Origin of the sequence: Brevibacillus borstelensis (assembly GCF_003710865.1) — a bacterium.
Lineage (GTDB): Bacteria > Bacillota > Bacilli > Brevibacillales > Brevibacillaceae > Brevibacillus > Brevibacillus borstelensis.
In genome coordinates this window covers 148,742-166,450 of sequence record NZ_RHHO01000011.1, presented here as the reverse complement: position 1 = coordinate 166,450, position 17,709 = coordinate 148,742, and the positions used below count along the sequence as shown (strand labels likewise).

Annotated in this window: 18 protein-coding genes; 6 read left to right on the top strand and 12 right to left on the bottom strand. The window is 52.9% G+C overall.

Annotated elements, in window-relative coordinates; all coding sequences use genetic code 11:
- From EDM54_RS05640 to EDM54_RS05625, 4 genes are all read right to left on the bottom strand, one after another.
- A complete protein-coding gene (locus EDM54_RS05640) occupies window positions 1–618 on the bottom strand; it encodes a DedA family protein (RefSeq protein ID WP_003389067.1) in 618 nt (205 codons plus the stop codon).
- 3 nt (window positions 619–621) lie between these two features.
- Window positions 622–1,230, bottom strand: a complete 609-nt coding sequence (locus tag EDM54_RS05635; protein WP_003389066.1) for a class I SAM-dependent methyltransferase — start codon at window positions 1,228–1,230, stop codon at window positions 622–624.
- A gap of 225 nt (window positions 1,231–1,455) precedes the next feature.
- Window positions 1,456–1,653 carry a YqgQ family protein gene (locus EDM54_RS05630; RefSeq protein WP_003389065.1) on the bottom strand — a complete coding sequence of 66 codons (198 nt, stop codon included), beginning with the start codon at window positions 1,651–1,653 and terminating at the stop codon, window positions 1,456–1,458.
- Window positions 1,650–2,048: a hypothetical protein gene (locus EDM54_RS05625; protein ID WP_122957912.1), complete on the bottom strand. Its 399-nt coding sequence runs from the start codon at window positions 2,046–2,048 to the stop codon at window positions 1,650–1,652. The genes EDM54_RS05630 and EDM54_RS05625 overlap by 4 nt, the downstream gene beginning before the upstream one ends.
- A 166-nt stretch (window positions 2,049–2,214) precedes the next feature.
- Here EDM54_RS05625 and EDM54_RS05620 point away from each other — a divergent pair, with 166 nt between their 5' ends.
- Window positions 2,215–3,381, top strand: coding sequence for an MFS transporter (locus tag EDM54_RS05620; RefSeq protein WP_003389061.1), 1,167 nt, complete (start codon window positions 2,215–2,217; stop codon window positions 3,379–3,381).
- A 244-nt stretch (window positions 3,382–3,625) separates the two neighbouring features.
- On the opposite strand, the gene abc-f is transcribed toward EDM54_RS05620, so the two are convergent.
- The 6 genes from abc-f to EDM54_RS05590 form a co-directional block, all read right to left on the bottom strand.
- The gene (abc-f, locus tag EDM54_RS05615) at window positions 3,626–5,695 is read right to left on the bottom strand and encodes a ribosomal protection-like ABC-F family protein (protein ID WP_122957911.1); all 2,070 of its coding nucleotides are present in this window, start codon (window positions 5,693–5,695) and stop codon (window positions 3,626–3,628) included.
- Between the two features lie 485 nt (window positions 5,696–6,180).
- A complete protein-coding gene (locus EDM54_RS05610; RefSeq protein WP_003389059.1) occupies window positions 6,181–6,996 on the bottom strand; it encodes a stalk domain-containing protein in 816 nt (271 codons plus the stop codon).
- Between the two features lie 104 nt (window positions 6,997–7,100).
- The gene (locus tag EDM54_RS05605; RefSeq protein ID WP_003389058.1) at window positions 7,101–8,039 is read right to left on the bottom strand and encodes an AEC family transporter; all 939 of its coding nucleotides are present in this window, start codon (window positions 8,037–8,039) and stop codon (window positions 7,101–7,103) included.
- Between the two features lie 18 nt (window positions 8,040–8,057).
- Window positions 8,058–8,459: a hypothetical protein gene (locus EDM54_RS05600; RefSeq protein WP_003389057.1), complete on the bottom strand. Its 402-nt coding sequence runs from the start codon at window positions 8,457–8,459 to the stop codon at window positions 8,058–8,060.
- 108 nt (window positions 8,460–8,567) lie between these two features.
- Window positions 8,568–8,999 carry a preQ(1) synthase gene (gene queF / locus EDM54_RS05595; RefSeq protein WP_003389056.1) on the bottom strand — a complete coding sequence of 144 codons (432 nt, stop codon included), beginning with the start codon at window positions 8,997–8,999 and terminating at the stop codon, window positions 8,568–8,570.
- 79 nt (window positions 9,000–9,078) lie between these two features.
- Window positions 9,079–9,726 carry a queuosine precursor transporter gene (locus tag EDM54_RS05590; protein WP_024983868.1) on the bottom strand — a complete coding sequence of 216 codons (648 nt, stop codon included), beginning with the start codon at window positions 9,724–9,726 and terminating at the stop codon, window positions 9,079–9,081.
- Between the two features lie 353 nt (window positions 9,727–10,079).
- Here EDM54_RS05590 and EDM54_RS05585 point away from each other — a divergent pair, with 353 nt between their 5' ends.
- From EDM54_RS05585 to EDM54_RS05565, 5 genes are all read left to right on the top strand, one after another.
- Window positions 10,080–10,913, top strand: a complete 834-nt coding sequence (locus tag EDM54_RS05585) for a transporter substrate-binding domain-containing protein (RefSeq protein ID WP_003389052.1) — start codon at window positions 10,080–10,082, stop codon at window positions 10,911–10,913.
- Between the two features lie 198 nt (window positions 10,914–11,111).
- Window positions 11,112–11,960: an amino acid ABC transporter substrate-binding protein gene (locus tag EDM54_RS05580; RefSeq protein WP_003389051.1), complete on the top strand. Its 849-nt coding sequence runs from the start codon at window positions 11,112–11,114 to the stop codon at window positions 11,958–11,960.
- Complete coding sequence (locus EDM54_RS05575) at window positions 11,947–12,645, top strand: amino acid ABC transporter permease (RefSeq protein WP_003389050.1); 699 nt, start codon at window positions 11,947–11,949, stop codon at window positions 12,643–12,645. The genes EDM54_RS05580 and EDM54_RS05575 overlap by 14 nt, the downstream gene beginning before the upstream one ends.
- A gap of 14 nt (window positions 12,646–12,659) precedes the next feature.
- Complete coding sequence (locus EDM54_RS05570; protein ID WP_039071254.1) at window positions 12,660–13,397, top strand: amino acid ABC transporter ATP-binding protein; 738 nt, start codon at window positions 12,660–12,662, stop codon at window positions 13,395–13,397.
- A gap of 713 nt (window positions 13,398–14,110) precedes the next feature.
- Window positions 14,111–14,824, top strand: a complete 714-nt coding sequence (locus tag EDM54_RS05565; protein WP_003389047.1) for a GDSL-type esterase/lipase family protein — start codon at window positions 14,111–14,113, stop codon at window positions 14,822–14,824.
- Window positions 14,825–14,886: 62 nt separating this feature from the next.
- On the opposite strand, the gene EDM54_RS05560 is transcribed toward EDM54_RS05565, so the two are convergent.
- Both EDM54_RS05560 and EDM54_RS05555 read right to left on the bottom strand, forming a co-directional pair.
- Window positions 14,887–16,260: a peptide MFS transporter gene (locus EDM54_RS05560; RefSeq protein ID WP_003389045.1), complete on the bottom strand. Its 1,374-nt coding sequence runs from the start codon at window positions 16,258–16,260 to the stop codon at window positions 14,887–14,889.
- A gap of 309 nt (window positions 16,261–16,569) precedes the next feature.
- Complete coding sequence (locus EDM54_RS05555; protein WP_157211826.1) at window positions 16,570–17,709, bottom strand: GerAB/ArcD/ProY family transporter; 1,140 nt, start codon at window positions 17,707–17,709, stop codon at window positions 16,570–16,572.

The window sequence follows — 17,709 nt, the reverse complement described above, 5'->3', positions numbered from 1 at the left end:
TTACTGTTCCTTTTGCCCCCAAAACACGCGTGTCCCTTTGCGCTGGCGGATTACCACGTACAGCCCCGCGAACAGCGCAAGCACACATAAAGTAATCCACCCGTAGGTTTGGACACCTTCTGTGATCGATTCCAGATGAGTGCCGAACAGGCGGCCGGCCATGAAGTAATTGAGCGTCCAGACAAAGCCAGTAGGCAGCGAGTACAGTGCATAGCGGCGCAGCGACATCCGTTGAATCCCGACCAGATAAGGGACGACGTGGCGAATGACGGGGAAAAAATAGCTGAGGCATATCGCGCCATTCCCGTAGCGCTCAAGCAGCCCCTCCGCCTTTTTCAGGTACTTTTCTCCGTTCAGCTTTCGCGCGAGCCACCGCAGAATCGGCGCTCCCACCCGGTACCCGAGAAAATATCCGAGCGACAGTCCCGAGACGACTCCGAGATAGACCGCGATGAACGCCGGAACCGGCTGGAGCCAGCCCTGAGCCGTAATCGCTCCGGCTGTCATCACGATCATTTCGTCGGGAATCGGCATTCCCACGATCCCCAGCCACAGGGAGAGAAACAGCGCGGGATACCCGTACTGGGCAACCATGCTGGTAATCATATCCGTTTCCATGACTTATCCCCCCCTCTTTTGGCATACATAAACGAAGGCACATGGAAAGTTAAACGGCACAAACCGGATTGCCACTCTTCCGAAGCGTTTCTCCAGCTTCTTTTTCATTTGCAAGGAGTATTGAAACTGCACAAAGACGCCTCCCGGCTTCAGCGCAGCCTCCACCTGATCCAGTATCTCATCGCGAAGCCCTTGAGGAAAGTTGGCAAAGGGTAGGCCGCTGATCACCGCGTCCAACTGCCCCATGCCGTGCTCCTCCATCGCTTGTATCAGCTTCCTGGCGTCATCGCTGAAAAGCAGATCGGGGTAGCGGCGGACAAGCCTCTCCCGCATGGTATCATCTTGCTCCAGAATGAGCGCCTGGCAATCCTTTCTCTTTGCCTTTCGAATCGCGTCTGTAAAAACACCTGTTCCTGCTCCCAGCTCCGCTACAGCGGCAGCACGTTCCCAGTCCACAGGTGACAATATCCGTTCCGTTAGCTGGCGAGAGCTTGGGACAATGCTGCCCACAGTCTGCGGAGAAGAAAGGAAGCGGGCGGCAAAGACCAGCTTGTCGGTAATCGGCGCAAGCATCGGCTCCAGACACCCTACTCTTTCATACGTGTTTTTCATCTTTCCGTCACTCCTCTCACTGCCCTAATCCTACCCGGAATTCCTTAGCAAAAAGAGAGGAAAAAACTTAAGATTTTCTGAAGATATGTTCAGCAAGCAAAAAAGAGGACTCGGCTCTTCCATACCGATTCCTCTTTCTCGCAACAAACGCTCCTATGATCCGAAAGTGAATGGCCGTTTTCCTGCAGGCAGGGCAAAAAAAGCGGCGGTTGCAGGCAGCAAGGGCTATATCCGTTTTTTGTAGTGCTGCTTTAGCGCTCCAAGAGCCTCGAACATTTCTTCCTTCTCGATCATGCCAAGCTGGTACAGCTCGCGAATCTCATCTTCGAGCAAGATCAGATCACCTTCCGGATCTCCGGTATAGATGAAGAGGCTAAACCGCCGCAAAAAAGACTGCAGGTCAAATCCTTCACGTCCGTTCAACGCGATCCCTCCAGATCGGATTCCATCTGCGACAATACGGAATCGTAGTCGAATTCGACAGCAAATCCCGTAATCACGATAATGTTCGCTTGCGGATAAGCACGTTGCCAGCTTTCCTGTTCATCCAGCTTCAACCCTACGATGTAGAGCGAGTCGTGGGCGGATCGGCCGTCCGCTTCCCACTGCTGCAAAAACTGGCGGCACTCCTCTTGCTCGTAGGCGGCATTCAGGACGATGACATATCGGTCGATCTGCTGCGAATCCTTCTCCTCCTTCAGCAAGCGAAACGTCTTGGCGTTGGGGACCATTGCCCGAACCTCGCTGAAGCGGTCGAGAATTTCATCCAGCCAGTCATCCTCTTGCCAGGCCAGGTATACCATCATGGCGGTAGACATCATTCAACACTCCTACGTCGATTGCTCTTCCTATGACGATTTCATGTCATTTCAACAGTATACCATGTCTTGGCCCACTCGTCCCTTGGGCTTGCTTGACTTCATCCAACCGTTCACGTAAGGTGGAAACAGCATCACATTTTTTGCCGGAAAGAGGTAAGTGTTTGTGAAAAAGAAGTACCTCCCCTTACTGTTTCTGATCGCCTTCCTCACCATGCTGGGGTTCGGCATCATCATACCCATTTTGCCGTACTTTGCCGAAAACATTGGCGCTTCTTCCCTGCAAATCGGAATCTTGTTCGCCAGCTACAACGTCATGCAGTTGCTGTTTGCTCCCATCTGGGGGGCGCTTTCGGACCGCATCGGACGAAAGCCTCTGATCTCGTTTGGCCTGTTTGGCTTTTCCATCACGTTTATCCTGTTCGGGATAGCGGATACCTATACAGAAATGCTTGCATACCGGATTCTTGGAGGCATCGTCTCGGCTGCCGCATTGCCGACCGTAACTGCGATGGTGGCCGATGTCTTTCCCTCCGATGAACGCGCCAAAGGCATGGGGGTGATTGGCGCCGGAATCGGACTGAGCTTTGTATTCGGTCCGGCGATCGGCGGATTCCTCAGTCCGTATGGTTTCTCCGTTCCGTTTTTTGCTTCGGGCGGTGTGGCTTTTTTGACGTTCCTTATCATCTTATTCGCGCTCCCGGAAAGCTTGCCAAAGGAAAAGCGGACAGGGCAAACACGCGAAAAAAAGGGAAATGTCTTCTCCGTCCTGTTCGGTCCCCTGTCGCTGATGTACGGCATCATGTTTGTCGTCTCCTTTGCCTTTTCCGGCCTGGAGACCACCTTTGCCCTCTACATCAATCACCTGTACGGATTTACCTCGAAGGACCTCGGGTACATGTTTCTCGTCATGGGGATCATCTCCGCGTTTGTCCAGGGCGGACTGATCGGGAGACTGGTGAAGCGGCTGGGCGAGCCGCTCGTCCTGACGATCGGGCTTGCCTTGTACGGCATCGGTTTCTTCACGATTCCGCTCGCCGCCAGCTTCTGGACACTGGCTTTGACACTGTCGCTGTTCGGAGCCGGACAAGGCATGATTCGGGCGACCGGAACTGCCATGATTACACAGCGCACCTCACAGGGCCAGGGCGTAACGAGCGGCGCGATCAGCTCGATGGACAGTCTCGGCCGCATCCTCGGTCCGCTCGCCGGCGGCGCCGTCTACGGATGGTTTGCCAGCGGGCCGTTCATCATCGGAGGGGTGCTGATGGTCATCATGCTGGTGTTGTTCCGAACAAGGTATCACCGGTTGCCGGAGCGGGCAGAAGCGTGATCAGGCTGAATTTCATTAGTTACAAAACAATAAAAAGCAAAGCCGTCCTTTTCGGGAATGTGCTTTGCTTTTTATTGTTTGTGAGCATAATTGAAGAGGATGTAAGTCAAGCGAATACCACACATGCATTCCCCCTCTCCAAATCTCTCTTACAGCACGTATGGCAAAAGGTTGCAAAAGGTACGGAACCAAATGGATTCCGTACCTGGGAACTCACAAGCCCCTTCTCTTCCGAATCAGGGAGTCAGCCTTCCTGCATCTCCAGCCATTCCAGATACAGCCGTTCTCTTTCTGCCTCCACTGCTTCCAGCTCGGACTGCCACTCCATCAATTGCGTATAGTCATCGGAGCCTTGCGACAAAAGCTGCAAGAATTCATCCCGTCTTGCTTCCAGAGTCTCGATCCGCCGCTCCAGCTCCGCCAGCTTATACGTATTGATTCGCTTGGGAGAAGACTGCGGCAATGGCTGCTGTTTTGCCATAGAGGGTGGTGTTTCGGGCATCGTATTTTCATTTGGAAGCGGACGTGTTTCGGTAGCGATCGCGGACGTGTCTTGCTTCTCGGTTTTGGCTCCTGCTCCTGGTGTTTGGCCCAAGGCAGGCTTCGCTTCTTCATTCGCCTTTATCGCCGACGCTCCTGGACGGCCCTGTCTCGAAGAGCCTCTTTCTTGCTCTTTTTCTTTCTCCAGCTTTCTCTTTTCGACCGCCTCCTGGAACGTGCCTTCATAGTGCATGAGCCTGCCTTCCTCGATCCAGAAAACACCGTTTACCATTTTCTGCAAAAAGTAGCGGTCATGCGAGACGATGAACAAGGACCCGCGGAAGTCAGCCAGCGCTTCCTCCAGCGTTTCGCGCGCCTCGATGTCCAGATGGTTGGTCGGTTCATCGAGAATGAGCAGGTTGATCTCCTGGTGCACAAGCTGGGCAAGGCGCAGTCTCATGCGCTCTCCGCCGCTCAATTGGCCGATTCGTTTAAACACATGCTCGCCGTAAAAGAGAAAGCGGGCAAGACGGTGGCGCGCCTCCGCTTCGGAGACGGCTGCTGTTTCCCGGAAAACGTCGATCACTCTCTGCTTTTGATCGCCTTCCAGCGCTTGCTGTGAAAGGTATCCGACCTTGACGCTGGCTCCCACTTTGACTGTGCCGCTGTCGGGGGCTACCTCCCCGAGCAGCATTTTGATAAACGTCGATTTCCCGCAGCCATTAGGGCCAAGCAGAGCTTTTCTTTCACCGTATCGGAGCAGCAGATCGGCCCCATTCATCAAGCATTTCTCCCCGTATGACTTGCACAGTCCGGAAGCGATCAGGACATCCTGGCCGCTGCGATCCGTCTTTTGAAAGGACAGTCCCATCCGCTCTGCTTCCATCCGCGGACGTTCGATCCGCTCCAGCCTTGCCAGCGCTTTTTCCATGCTTTTGGCGCGGCGGTGAAACGCTTCATTCGGCGGATTAGAACGATTTCCCCACTCCTTCAAGCGCTTGATCGTCTCCTGCATTTTCTTGATCTTTTTCTGCTGCTCCTGGTAAGCCTCGAACTGGCGGAGCAGCCGCTCTTCCCTTTCCGTGACAAAATAGCTGTAATTGCCCAGGTAATGCTCCACCTCGCCCCCGTCCACATGGTAAATCGACGTGACGACGGCGTCGAGGAAAAAACGGTCATGGGAGATCAACAGGACTGTCCCTGCGTAGTCTTTGAGAAAGCCCTCCAGCCACTCCATGGCGTCTACGTCCAAATGGTTGGTCGGCTCATCGAGAAGCAGCACATCGCTTCTCTCGCACAACAGCTTGGCAAGGCCGACCTTCGTTTTCTCTCCGCCGCTCAACTGTACGAACGGCGTTGACAGCAGCCACTCTTCGATGCCCAAGCCTTCGATCACCTGCGCCATGCGGACCTCCCACGTATATCCGCCCAACTGCTCAAAAGCTTCCTGCTTCTGCTGATAGCGATGGATCAGCCGCTCCAGATCGCGGTCCTCTGCGGTCACGAGGCTCATCTGCCGCTCCAGCTCCCGGATCTCCTGCTGCAAGCGGAGACCATCCGCAAAAGCGCTGGCGATCACGTCCTGTGCCGTCCAATTTTCCGGGTACTGCGGGTTTTGCGGCAAATAGGCCCAGACACTTCCCTTTGCCCTAAACAGCTCTCCTTGATCCTGCTGCTCCAATCCGGCCAACAGCTTGAACAGCGTAGTTTTTCCCGCTCCATTGGGGCCGACGAAGCCGACCCGCTCTCCTGCTTTGATCTCCAGCGTTACCCCTTCCAGTACGGGGTTTGCTCCATAGCCTTTATGAATGTTCTGTGCAGAAACGACGATCATGATTTTTTCCTCCTCAGGTCGGCTCACTTGAAATGTAAATGAAAACAGCAAAAAGCCGCAGGCATAAACCTGCGGCATCGGTTGCGTGTAGAAGATAAGGTGGTTGACGAACTATGATTCAGTTCGCCTTGTCACCTGCGGTTGCAAGTATCGATGCACGGTACGCCTGTTTTGTTCCGTTCGGTTGTATGACCAAAAAAGGGCAGACTTCCCCCTTGGAGCAAAAAATCATGTGTCATACTGCTGGTTTCCACAACAAACCAAGCTTGAACGGTTCCAAACACGTACCTGCACCTCCTTCCTGAGGATGAGCATTTTCCAATATTTTCACTATACACGACTCTTTTTGGAAAGACAACTGGGCAGCCGCTTAAATTGAATACGGCAAACCTGTCGCCTTTCGCTTCAAAAAAGAGGGCAAGGCCGGCTGATCCCGTGTGGGGCAATCGCCTGCTCTGACACCCATTGCTTGACCGAATTCCGGATTACATCCCTTGCGCCCCTTCAAACAACGGCTTTTTCGTATTGGCATCCAGCACGAGCAGCGTTGTATACGGCGGCAGCTTAACCTTGGCCACGATAAACGGATACGAAATCACTTGCGCATACATCCGGCCCGGCTCCGGCTTGGTCAGCTTCACGTACACCTTCAGCTGCTCCCAGCTCATTTCCGTATTCACGATTTCGATGCCGTAACCGGGGTTGGGCGCCTGACCGCGGGCGATCACGTACAAATCACCCTTTTGATGCACGCCCTGCGTCCCTTTTACCTGCTGGACAAACGCTTTTTCGTCCTCGCTCAGCGAAGTGAAGTCCACTTGCTTGAACTCTTCATTTCCCACTGGCGCCACGATTTCCACCGTCCTCGTTTGGGGATTCCATTTCAACTCGTACCCGCTTTTCTCCGTCATCCATCTGAGCGGCACATACATTTGCTTGTTGTGGAGAATCGCGCCCTGGTCGATCTCCGACCACTTGTTGTCAACTGCGACCCGCTTCGTGTTTATCTGAAAGGAGATAGTCTTTCCGTCAGGCAGAGTGACAGCGACCTCTTTTTGATTGTTGCTGGCTTGCCACTTTGCTTGCAGGATGCCCGCCATGTCTTCAATCGCCAAATACGTACGGCCGTCGATGATGATGGCTGGCTGCTTCAACTGCAAAGCCTGCCCGTTTACGGAAATTTGTGTGTTGCTTGCCGGACTGGCGGCTGCGTTGCCGGATGCATTCCCCGCAGCGCCCACAGGTACTGCCATCAAAAGTTGAAGCCCGATCAAACAAGCGATTGCACGTTTTCCTCTCATGTTCAATTCCTCCATTAATACAGCCGGTTTACCTTGTTTGACTGTGTATCGCCATGAAACGTTTCACAATCAATCAAAACAATCTTCATGAAGGAGAGTGCCCGTTATCGCAAGAAAAAATTACCCACCATGATGACAGCAGGGATGGAAACGAGGGCCAGCAGGGTCGAAAAAACCGTCGTCATCGCCCCCATCTCTTCATCTGCCGCGTATCGCGCGAACAGGATCGATGCCATCGTCAGCGTCGGCATCGCTACCTGGATGATCGCGACACGGGTAATCTCCCCATCCAAATGGAGAACGGACAGCAGCAAAGCAGCGGACAGCGGAAAGACGATCAGCTTGAAGGTCAGCGGCATGCCCAGAACCGGGAGTGAGAAATGGGGCTTTTTCCTGAGCAGCAGCGGCAGCAGCATCCCTATGTACATCATCGCAAGCGGAGAAGCCAGCTTTGCCAGCGTGCCGACCAGATGCTTGACCGGCTCCGGAGGCATGAATCCCGCCATGGCCGCTCCCAGTCCGAGAACGATGGCGATCATCGGAATATTGACCATCGCCTTCAAGCCTTTCAGACTAAAGGCCCCTTTTTCCTGGAGCATCATTACCGCTACGGTCCACATCACGACGTCCACCCCCGCATCAAATACGGCTGCCAAAAGCGCTCCTTTTGGCCCGAACAGCGCCGCGCAGAGCGGGAGTCCGATAAAGCCCGTATTCCCCAATCCGGAGAGAATCGCCATCTCGCGCCGTTTCTTTTCCGGCAAAGGCAAGGTCCGCGCCCCCAGCCAACCGAGCAGGATGCCGAGACAATTCAATAGTACGGAAATACCAAAAATGATAACAATTTGCGTCATCGTCTGGCTGTCGATCGGCGTCTGGAACACCCCGTCCAAAATGATGCACGGCATAGCCACGTTGACGATAATCGTGATGATGAGCTGACGGGATTCCCCCGTCAGCGGTTGACGATATCCGATCACACTTCCAATCGCAATGATCACCGCCATCAGCAGAATCGATTGGAGCAGCAGCGATATTTCCATATATGAGTGCCTCCCTTGCTACATCTCCACCGATATCCAGGTCAGTCCCGACGGCTCTCCTTTTTCGCAGGTACGCAAAAGATCGCCCAATACAGGTATGGCCTGTTCCAATTCGATACACCAGGAAGCCGGAAAAGAAACATCCGCCCCTTCGATCGTCAAGGTGCTCATCGTTCCGGCCGGCTTGTCGGCGGTCAAAACGTAATGGCGCGCCTCAGGCTCATGCTCTTTCCACTGGACCAGAATTTGGCCCTGATTACCGCCGGCTACCACCAGGTCGACATGATCGCCGTATGCGGCATGGACCAGCGTCCTCGACGTACCGTTCAACTGGGCGATTTCCTTCAATACTTCATGCCAGCCCATGTGATTCTGGTCCTGGCCGCTCGCATCCGTATACATCCGCCAATCGTTTAGCATGCTGTTCTTCTCCTTTATTTGCGACAAAAATAATGACGACAAAGTGATGTTCATATATAACAGTACCCCCGTGCAAAACGAACGGGGGCAATGATACTCGTCCTTATTTTACGCTTCTTCCTTCACATACTCAACTACCACTTCGGTTCCAAGGCCGCCGCGCGCATTCCAGACGGCGACGATGCGCATGTACAGCGGATCGCAGCACGCCACCAGATCGTTTAATATCCGGTTCGTCGCATGCTCCTGATATATTCCGACATTGCGGTACGAGGTCAAATAGTACTTCAGCGACTTCATCTCAATCAGCTTTTCATTTGGCACGAGATAAATTTTCAGGTCTGCGAAGTCTGGCAGACCCGACCACGGACAAACAGATGTAAATTCATTCGTAGGCATCATGATTTCGGTACGCTTTCCCACATATTCGTACGGAATCGTCTCGAGAATGTCGACCAGAATCGCCGATTCATCCTGTGTATCAAAACGAATGCTGTTGTACTTGCTGTGATTGTGCTCCACTGTTGCCATTTCCTTCATCGGTCCTTTCCATTTTTATTGTGTGTGATCGGGAAGCTTTGTTGCGTGATCGGGAAGCTCCTTGTGCCTTTTCCCCGCTTCAACCGGCCAAGCCAGAGACAGCTCGCTGCCTTCTCGCTCCTTTGACGACCAGATAGGACAACGGCGTATCCACGACGGCAATCATCGTTTTCACCAAATACTGAAACATGATCATCTGCAGCAAGGCATCTGTCGGCATCGTCCCGTAAAAAGCGATGACGATAAAGATCGATGTGTCGAGCAACTGACTGATTGCAGTCGATACGTTTTTGCGCAGCCAGAAATGCTTCTCCCCCGTCCGCCGCTTAATGAAATGAAAGACCTTGACGTCAGCCATTTGCGCGGCAAAATAGGACAGCATGCTGGCAATGACTACGCGCGCGGAGGAAGCCATGACGGATTCGTACGACTCCTGGAGCGGCCAAAAGCCGGCAGGAGGCAGAAGAATCGTCGCCTGGACAAAAAGGAGCATCAGAGCGTTGGCCCAAAAGCCTGCGTAGACGACCTGACGCGCCCGTGCCTCCCCGTACAGCTCGCTGATCGCGTCTGTCAACAGATACGTCAGCGGATACCCAATCACCGCGGCTGGCAAAATCACGCCCCACAGGTCAATGACCTTTGCCGAAACGATGTTGGCAACAACCAGCAACGTCATGAACGTCGCTGTCAGGTAGAGAAAACGCTTCTCTTCCGGTGGAAAATTCATCGGATCAGTTCCTCCTAAAGCGAAGAGCAATCAGCCCGCCTCGATCCTGCTCACCTACGCAAAAAAGCCGCCTCCACGCGAAATGCAGGAGAGCGGCTTCCATAAGAACAGACCTTAGGCAATCGACTGCTCTCCCCTAGTTTTGTTTTACGAGAGGTGGGGATTCCGAACTCTCGCGTCTCGTAGACTTATAACAGGATATCAAATGGACATCCTTTTTAGAAGAGGGAGTTTCTGTTCCTTTTCTCCTTGTCCGTGCTTTTCTTCTCCCTCGCACTCTTTTCATTGACAAATAGAAGAAAGGCTTTTAGTATGAATCCATAAAATCATATCAACTTAGTGGGGGATTCACGATGAAAAAACTTGTTTTCACAGCATTAATTTCGACTTTATTGCTCGGAATTGCTGGATGCGGCAACTCTTCAGCGCCTGCAAACCCAAATCAATCCGCAGCTCCTGACCAATCGGCGGCTGCTCCTCAAAACCTGTTGGAAAAAGTGAAAGCCGAGGGCAAACTGGTGATCGGTACAGAGGGCACCTATGCTCCCTTTACCTTCCACGACCAGTCCGGCAAGCTGACCGGCTATGACATCGACGTGGCTACAGAAGTAGCGAAGCGCCTTGGTGTAGAACCGGTCTTCCAGGAGACGCAATGGGATGCCATGTTTGCGGGACTCGATTCCAAGCGGTTTGACCTGATCGCCAATGAGGTCGGCATTCGTCCCGACCGTCAGGAGAAATACGACTTTTCTTCCCCGTATTCCGTTTCCCGCGCTGTGCTCGTCGCTCATAAAGACAACGAGACGGTAAAGGATTTTCCTGACATCAAAGGCCTCAAAGCCGGGCAATCGATGACAAGCAACTACGCCGACATGGCTCGCGAGCTGGGCGCCGAAATCGTCGCGGTGGACAACTTCAACAACGCCATCGAGCTGATCGCAAGCAGACGCGTCGATGTGGTGCTGAACGACAACCTGTCTGTTCTCGACTTCCTGAAGCAAAAGCCGGATACCCCGATCAAAATCGTCAAAGTCAAAGAAGAAGGCCTCAATTGCGGCTTCATGTTCCGCAAAGGCACCAGCAACGAACTGATCGAGGAGATCAACAAAGCGCTGGATGCCATGCATAAGGATGGCACGCTGAAGCAGATTTCGGAAAAATGGTTTGGCGAGGACATTTCCAAGTAAGCTCATTGCCCTTGACCAGGTGGCACGGTCTCTTTTCCCGTCGGAGAAGAGATCTGCCACTTTTCTTCTGCATGATGGAACCGATTGACAGCCGACGCTTTTTCGCAGCCCTTTAGAGCTGATTTCTTTATTGACAAAACAGGCAAAGACTTTTAGTATGTTCTAAACAAATCACATCGGTTTAGTGGGGGATTATTTATGAAAAAATTATTGTTTTCCGCACTCATCTCCTCTCTTATGTTTGGCATCGTGGGATGCGGCTCGTCCGGCACTGCTTCGACAACGAATAACGCCGCTCCGGCCCCTGCTCCTGCACAGGCCCCTTCCGAGCAAAAGGCAGAACAAAACCTGTTGGATAAAGTAAAAGCCGAAGGGAAACTGGTGATTGGTACGGAAGGGACGTATGCCCCCTTTACTTTCCACGACCAATCCGGCAAGCTGACCGGTTTTGACGTAGAAGTGATCAGCGAAGTGGCCAAACGTCTCGGGGTGGAACCGGTCTTCCAGGAAACACAGTGGGATGCCATGTTCGCCGGCCTCGACTCCAAGCGGTTTGACCTCGTCGCCAACCAGGTCGGCATCCGCCCGGATCGTCAGGAGAAATACGATTTTTCCAACCCCTACACCGTGTCGACTGCTGTACTGGTGACACATAAGGACAACAACACCGTCACTGGCTTTGACAGCATCAAAGGATTGAAAGCAGCGCAAACCTTGACCAGCAATCTGACAGACATCGCCAAGCAAAACGGCGCAGAAATCGTCGCTGTGGAGGGCTTCAACCAAGCGATCGACCTACTTGTCTCCAAGCGTGTCGACGTCACGATCAATGACGGCTTGTCCCTGCTCGATTTTCTGAAGCAAAAGCCGGATACCCCGATCAAGATTATTGCCAAGCATCCGGACGGGGCGAAAAACGGTTTTCTGTTCCGCAAAGGCAGCACCGAGCTCGTAGAGGCGGTCAACAAAGCGCTTGACGATATGATGAAAGACGGTACGTTCCAACAAATCTCCGAGAAATGGTTTGGTGCAGATGTTTCTAAGTAACCTGTTTGGCAACCCGGAACGCTTTGACAGATGGGTAGAAATTGCGCAGAGCTCCTTTTGGCCGCTTCTGAAAGGCGCTCTGACGTACTCCCTGTCCCTCTCCCTGATTTCATTCGCCATCGGGCTGGTCATCGCCATCCTGACGGCGCTGGCCCGAATTTCCGGCAACAAAGTGCTGGTGGGCGTCGCCCGCACGTACGTTTCGATCATTCGCGGAACGCCGTTGCTGGTGCAACTGTTCATCATCTTTTTCGGTCTGCCCAGCATCGGCGTTACGATCGATTCGTTCCCATCAGCGGTGATCGGCTTCTCTCTCAATGTCGGCGCCTACGCTTCGGAAGTGGTCCGGGCCGCGATCCTGTCCATACCAAAGGGACAGTGGGAAGCCGGCTATTCACTCGGCATGACGTATCGGCAAGCGCTGGTGCGCATTATCCTGCCGCAGGCGGCGCGCGTGTCTGTCCCGCCTCTGTCCAACTCGTACATCAGTTTGGTAAAGGATACGTCGCTCGCTGCGGCTATCCTCGTTCCCGAGATGTTTCGCAAAGCGCAGGAGATCGCAGCGGCTACGTATGAACCGCTCCTGGTCTACTCAGAAGCGGCACTGATCTACTGGCTGATCTGTCTGGTACTCTCGGCGATCCAGGATCGCATCGAGCACAGGCTTGACCGCTACGTCGCCTAGAGGGGAGCATACGCATGATAACTATCAGCAACATTCATAAACGATTTCACGATCTGCACGTCCTCAAGGGCATCTCGCTGACGGTAGAGAAAGGAAAGGTCGTCGTCATCATCGGGCCGTCCGGTTCCGGCAAAACGACGCTGCTCCGCTGCCTGAACGCTCTGGAGATCCCGACCGAGGGCAGCGTGCAAATCGGCGATGTCCAGCTTGACTTTTCCCGCAAAGTCGCAAAATCGGATATCCCGAAGCTGCGCAAGCAGACCGGGATGGTCTTCCAAAGCTACAATTTGTTCCCGCACATGACGGCGCTGCAAAATGTCATGGAAGGCCCCGTCACCGTAAAAGGAGAAAAACCGGAGACCGCAAGAGGCAAGGCGGCGCAGCTGCTGTCCAAGGTAGGACTGGCTGACAAGCTCGACCACTACCCTGCTCAGCTATCCGGCGGCCAGCAGCAGCGTGTCGGGATCGCCCGCGCTCTCGCCATGGACCCGAAAGTAATGCTGTTTGACGAGCCTACCTCCGCGCTCGACCCCGAGCTGGTCGGCGAAGTGCTAAAGGTCATGAAGGAGCTGGCTGTCGAAGGGATGACCATGGTGGTCGTCACGCATGAGATGGCATTTGCGCGCGAAGTGGCAGATGAAGTCATCTTTATGGACCAGGGCGTGATCGTCGAGCGCGGTGCGCCGGAGCAATTGTTTGCGAGCCCGAAAGAAGAGCGGACTCGCCAGTTCCTCCAGCATTTGAAAAAATAATTCGCTGCGTGCAAGCTATTGATTTCTGTTATCTTGTGATAGCTTTCCCGCATCGTCTATGTAAAAGAAAGAAGACTCGCTTCCTTGGAAAGCAGGGTCTTCTTTCTTTTTTACAGATTAGTCGTCCAGGAACGCGAAGATCAAAACAATGATCAGGATGATCCAGATGAAATTGTTATTGTGAAAACCTCCGCTCATTTGCATGGCCTCCTCTGTGATTGTCTGAAGCAGGCGTCAGAAATGGCGACGCCGCTCCTTTTCACAGAATATGAGAGAGTCTCCCTGTTCGTATGGATGCTCGTCTACAAGACAAAAAATCAGGCCAAAAAAGGCTCCAGACCTCCCCTTTCCAAAAAATTAACAAAGCCTTTATCGTTTCTCTATTTGTTCTTAACATGAAAAACCTATGATGGGAGGTGTCAGACCCTACGATGGACATATCGTCCTCCATTGCCGTCCGTTGACCCCCTTTCAACGGGCGGTCTTTTTCCGACCACATGCGGCGCTTCCCCGGAAGCCCGCTTTTTTGCTGCCCTGACCTATGGGCACCACAAGCAGGAAAAGCCAAAACAGGGCAGAACCTCATGATAGGATAGGGAAGTGCGTGACTTGAAGCCATTACTCACCATCTGTCGTTTTCAAATAGCGAAGGTGCGGTTGCAACTGGGGACAGCTTGCGGAAGCTCCCGTTAGTCTCGGATCGGAGGGAAAGAATGAACGTGAAAGAAAACAGACCAGCTTTGCTCAAGCCCGGCTTGTTTGGCATCGAGGCTGCGGCCGACAGACGCCGCAACGAATTTGATTTCCACAATGAGGCCTTGCTGCATCACCAAAGGAAAATTGATTTTGTCTTTTTCGGGGACTCGATTACGCACTGGTGGGACGTCGACACCTATTTCGGCGGTGCGGGCCGTGTCATAGTCAACCGGGGAATCGGCGGAGATACGACCGCTTTTGCCCTGCGTAGGTTTGCCGCTGATGTGGTGCAGCTCCGCCCTGCTTACGCGATCATCCTTCTCGGCATCAATAACACGTGGGCCCTGGACGAGTGGCTGCCAGAGGACCGCAAGCAGCCGGAGCACATACAGCAAGAAATCGTCGACGATCTGGCTGCCATGTTGACGCAAGCCAGAGAAAACGGGATTGCTCCGATTCTCTGTTCCCTGCTTCCGACCCGGATGGAGCGCTACGCCAAAAACAGCTTGCGAAACGAGCTGGTCGCCAGCATCAATAAAGCCTTGCAGGAATACGCACGCGCTGAAAACATCATCTTTGTGGACTACCACCGGCACATGACTGACGAAGACGGTCTCACTTTGCGGGAGGAGCTCGCCGATGACGGCCTCCATCCTCATGTGCTCGGATACGACCTGATGGCCCGGGCCCTGCGGGAGACGCTGGCCGCACACGGGATCGAAATCGGATAAGGACAAGAAGACAGCAAAAAAGGACAGCCCGCCTCCCGAGCTGTCCTTTCTTCTGTATGAGGTTATTCCATCATCCGTACCAGCTTGCGCGATACGAGCAGGAGCACCAGCCCCAGTACAATCGCCATCAAACCGATGATACCAAACACTTCAAAGTATCCGAGCGACTGTGTAAAAGCGGCCAATTGGCCGGCCAGGATGTTTGCCACTCCGGAGCTTGCCAGCCATACGCCCATCAACAGCGAGGCGAGTTTGACCGGAGCGATCTTGCTGACCATCGACAGCCCGACAGGAGACAGGAACAGCTCACCGAGCGTATGCATGAGGTAGGTCAACACAATAATCATAATATTTGACTTTGTCAGGATGTTGTTTTCGTCGCTTCCGGTCTGCATGACAGCCAGCAGCAAAATCATGTACCCGAGACCGAGCAGGATCATTCCCAGTCCCATCTTCGTAGGAATATTCAAGTCGCCTCGCTTGCTGTTGGCCAGCTTCACCCACAGCATGGAGATAACGGGTGCCAAAAGCACAATAAACAACGGATTCAAGGATTGAAACCAAGAGGTCGGAACCTCCCAGCCGCCAATGGTACGATCGACAAACAGGTCTGTGTACAGTGTCAAAGAGCTCCCCGCCTGTTCAAATCCTGCCCAGAAAAAGACGACAAAACAGGCCAAAATGACGATGACGGCGGTTCTTTGCTTCTCCTTCTTGGTGAGCGGCCGATTGGCGGCTTCCTGCTGCCCCGGAGCTTCACTCTTTCCGAGCGGCTGTTTGCCGATATCCCCCAGGTAGCGGTTGCCAAGCAGGTTGAAAGCGATCTGACCGATCACCATCCCGATGGCGGCAGCCAAAAACCCGTACTTGAAGCCGTACATTTCCACACCGTCCAGCGCGGTCTTGAAGTGCTCCTCCGCCAAATAGCCGCAGATCAGCGGTGCGAAGAGCGCTCCCACGTTGATCCCCATGTAGAAAATCGTAAACGCGGCATCCCTGCGCTTGTCATTTTCGGGGTAAAGCTCACCGACCAGCGTAGAGATATTCGGCTTGAAGAAACCGTTTCCAATAATCAGGAGAACAAGGCCCAGATACAATCCAGTTGTGCTCTGTACGGCGAACAGAAGAAAGTTCCCCACTGCCATGGTAATACCGCCCATGGTAATCGCCAGTCTTCTGCCGAGATACCGGTCCGATAAATACCCGCCGATGATCGGCGTAAAGTAAACGGCACCGGTAAACAAGCCGTAGATGCTCAACGCCAAGCCCTTTTCAAAGCCTAGTCCGCCGCTGATCAGCGCTGTGGTCAAATACAGGGTTAACAGGGCGCGCATGCCGTAATAGCTAAAGCGTTCCCAAAGCTCCGTAAAGAACAACAAATACAATCCTGGAGGATGTTTTTGTTTCCCTTGCTGTGAGTTCACAGTTGCGTCCATTGATGTCCCTCCCAGATGTCAGACAACTATCGTATGAATCATATCACAGTTTTCTCGAATATACTTTTATTAAAAATATTAACTACTTTTTATAATTGTTAAATTTATATAGAATAATGATATGTCAACCTTGTCATTCCTAGTTATTTTTTATGCTGTACTCCATCTCTTTGTTTACTATTTGTTAAAAAGTGGAGGATTATACAGGCCAGAAAGGGAGTGGCCCGATTTCCTGACATCAGGAAAACGACGCAGATCTTTTCCTGGATCGGAAAGTCCCCCGTCGTTGTATTCCCGTGACACATCGCTTTAGCCATTTCCCTTTCGGTTCACCACTTTTTCGGCTTCTGCTGAAAGTGGCCTTCTCCGCCGCTTGATCAGCCCAATGATCAAGGTCAGAGCAGGAAGCAAAATCTGCATGGTCGCCGAGTAAAACGGCTCAGAGGTGGTAAACAGATTGATCAGATCAGCGAATCCCGGAGCAAGCCACAAGCTGAACACGATGATCAGAATGCCGACGGAATAGACGATCGGCCGGTAATCCGAAAGGTGAAAGCATTGAGCCACACTGATAACGGTCACATAGTACCACATCGAGATTTGAAAAAAACCGCCCATGACCCACAGCGCCATTACCATGGCATCGAGATGCTCCAAAAATTCTGCCATGCTGATATAGTGGGATGCATTGAAGACCGGAAAAAACATCCTTCCGGTTATTTCTCCAAACAGAAACAGAGCGGACAGATTCGCGATGACCATCGTGACCAGCATCAATGCAACGGCCCACATCCCCGCTCTCAACGCTTTATGCGTTTCCTCTGCACGCAGATGCGGAAAGAGAAAGGAAATAAAGAGAAATTCCATAAACCAGGTTAACGGCGTTACGGCACCAGCCAGGGAAGGTCTAAGCCCGTTCTCCATAACGGGAAGCATATGAGTCGGCTCATACCGCGGAATGAGCAGCAAAACAATCCCGATCAAAAAGAGACCAAAGAGCGGACCGAGCAAGAGAGAAAAGCGCCCCAACACCTCGATCCCGGAGCGCACTGCGAATGCTGCCGTGAGCACGATGCTGCCCATCACGACCACAATCGGCGTTTTCAGCAAGATCGTACCGACGATAAATTCGCCGTATTCACGGACAATCAGGCCTGCTCCGTGCACCAAAAAAAGAATGTACAGAAGAGCAGCTGCCTTTCCCAAACGGGGTCCCAGAACCGCCTCTCCGGTTTGAATGATCGATTTGCCGGGGGTCAACCTGTAAAGCGACCAAGCCAGCCATACAGCCAAAAAACCGGACAGCGACCCCCAAAAGGGAGAAATCCACATGTCTTGCTTTGCTTCCTTCGCTGTAATCGCCGGAATGATAAGAATGGCCGTAGCCCCGACCATCAAATACATCGACAGGCACATTTGCAGAACAGAAATTTTGCCTCGATCCAGCAT

What these genes read in the sequence shown, in the direction of transcription:
- EDM54_RS05640 (WP_003389067.1), bottom strand. Translation starts at nt 618, where the DNA reads ATGGAAACGGATATGATTACCAGCATGGTTGCCCAGTACGGGTATCCC.
- EDM54_RS05635 (WP_003389066.1), bottom strand. Translation starts at nt 1,230, where the DNA reads ATGAAAAACACGTATGAAAGAGTAGGGTGTCTGGAGCCGATGCTTGCG.
- EDM54_RS05625 (WP_122957912.1), bottom strand. Translation starts at nt 2,048, where the DNA reads ATGTCTACCGCCATGATGGTATACCTGGCCTGGCAAGAGGATGACTGG.
- abc-f (WP_122957911.1), bottom strand. Translation starts at nt 5,695, where the DNA reads ATGATCGTCGTTTCTGCACAGAACATTCATAAAGGCTATGGAGCAAAC.
- EDM54_RS05610 (WP_003389059.1), bottom strand. Translation starts at nt 6,996, where the DNA reads ATGAGAGGAAAACGTGCAATCGCTTGTTTGATCGGGCTTCAACTTTTG.
- EDM54_RS05605 (WP_003389058.1), bottom strand. Translation starts at nt 8,039, where the DNA reads ATGGAAATATCGCTGCTGCTCCAATCGATTCTGCTGATGGCGGTGATC.
- EDM54_RS05600 (WP_003389057.1), bottom strand. Translation starts at nt 8,459, where the DNA reads ATGCTAAACGATTGGCGGATGTATACGGATGCGAGCGGCCAGGACCAG.
- queF (WP_003389056.1), bottom strand. Translation starts at nt 8,999, where the DNA reads ATGAAGGAAATGGCAACAGTGGAGCACAATCACAGCAAGTACAACAGC.
- EDM54_RS05590 (WP_024983868.1), bottom strand. Translation starts at nt 9,726, where the DNA reads ATGAATTTTCCACCGGAAGAGAAGCGTTTTCTCTACCTGACAGCGACG.
- EDM54_RS05585 (WP_003389052.1), top strand. Translation starts at nt 10,080, where the DNA reads ATGAAAAAACTTGTTTTCACAGCATTAATTTCGACTTTATTGCTCGGA.
- EDM54_RS05580 (WP_003389051.1), top strand. Translation starts at nt 11,112, where the DNA reads ATGAAAAAATTATTGTTTTCCGCACTCATCTCCTCTCTTATGTTTGGC.
- EDM54_RS05575 (WP_003389050.1), top strand. Translation starts at nt 11,947, where the DNA reads ATGTTTCTAAGTAACCTGTTTGGCAACCCGGAACGCTTTGACAGATGG.
- EDM54_RS05570 (WP_039071254.1), top strand. Translation starts at nt 12,660, where the DNA reads ATGATAACTATCAGCAACATTCATAAACGATTTCACGATCTGCACGTC.
- EDM54_RS05565 (WP_003389047.1), top strand. Translation starts at nt 14,111, where the DNA reads ATGAACGTGAAAGAAAACAGACCAGCTTTGCTCAAGCCCGGCTTGTTT.
- EDM54_RS05560 (WP_003389045.1), bottom strand. Translation starts at nt 16,260, where the DNA reads ATGGACGCAACTGTGAACTCACAGCAAGGGAAACAAAAACATCCTCCA.
- EDM54_RS05555 (WP_157211826.1), bottom strand. Translation starts at nt 17,709, where the DNA reads ATGCTGGATCGAGGCAAAATTTCTGTTCTGCAAATGTGCCTGTCGATG.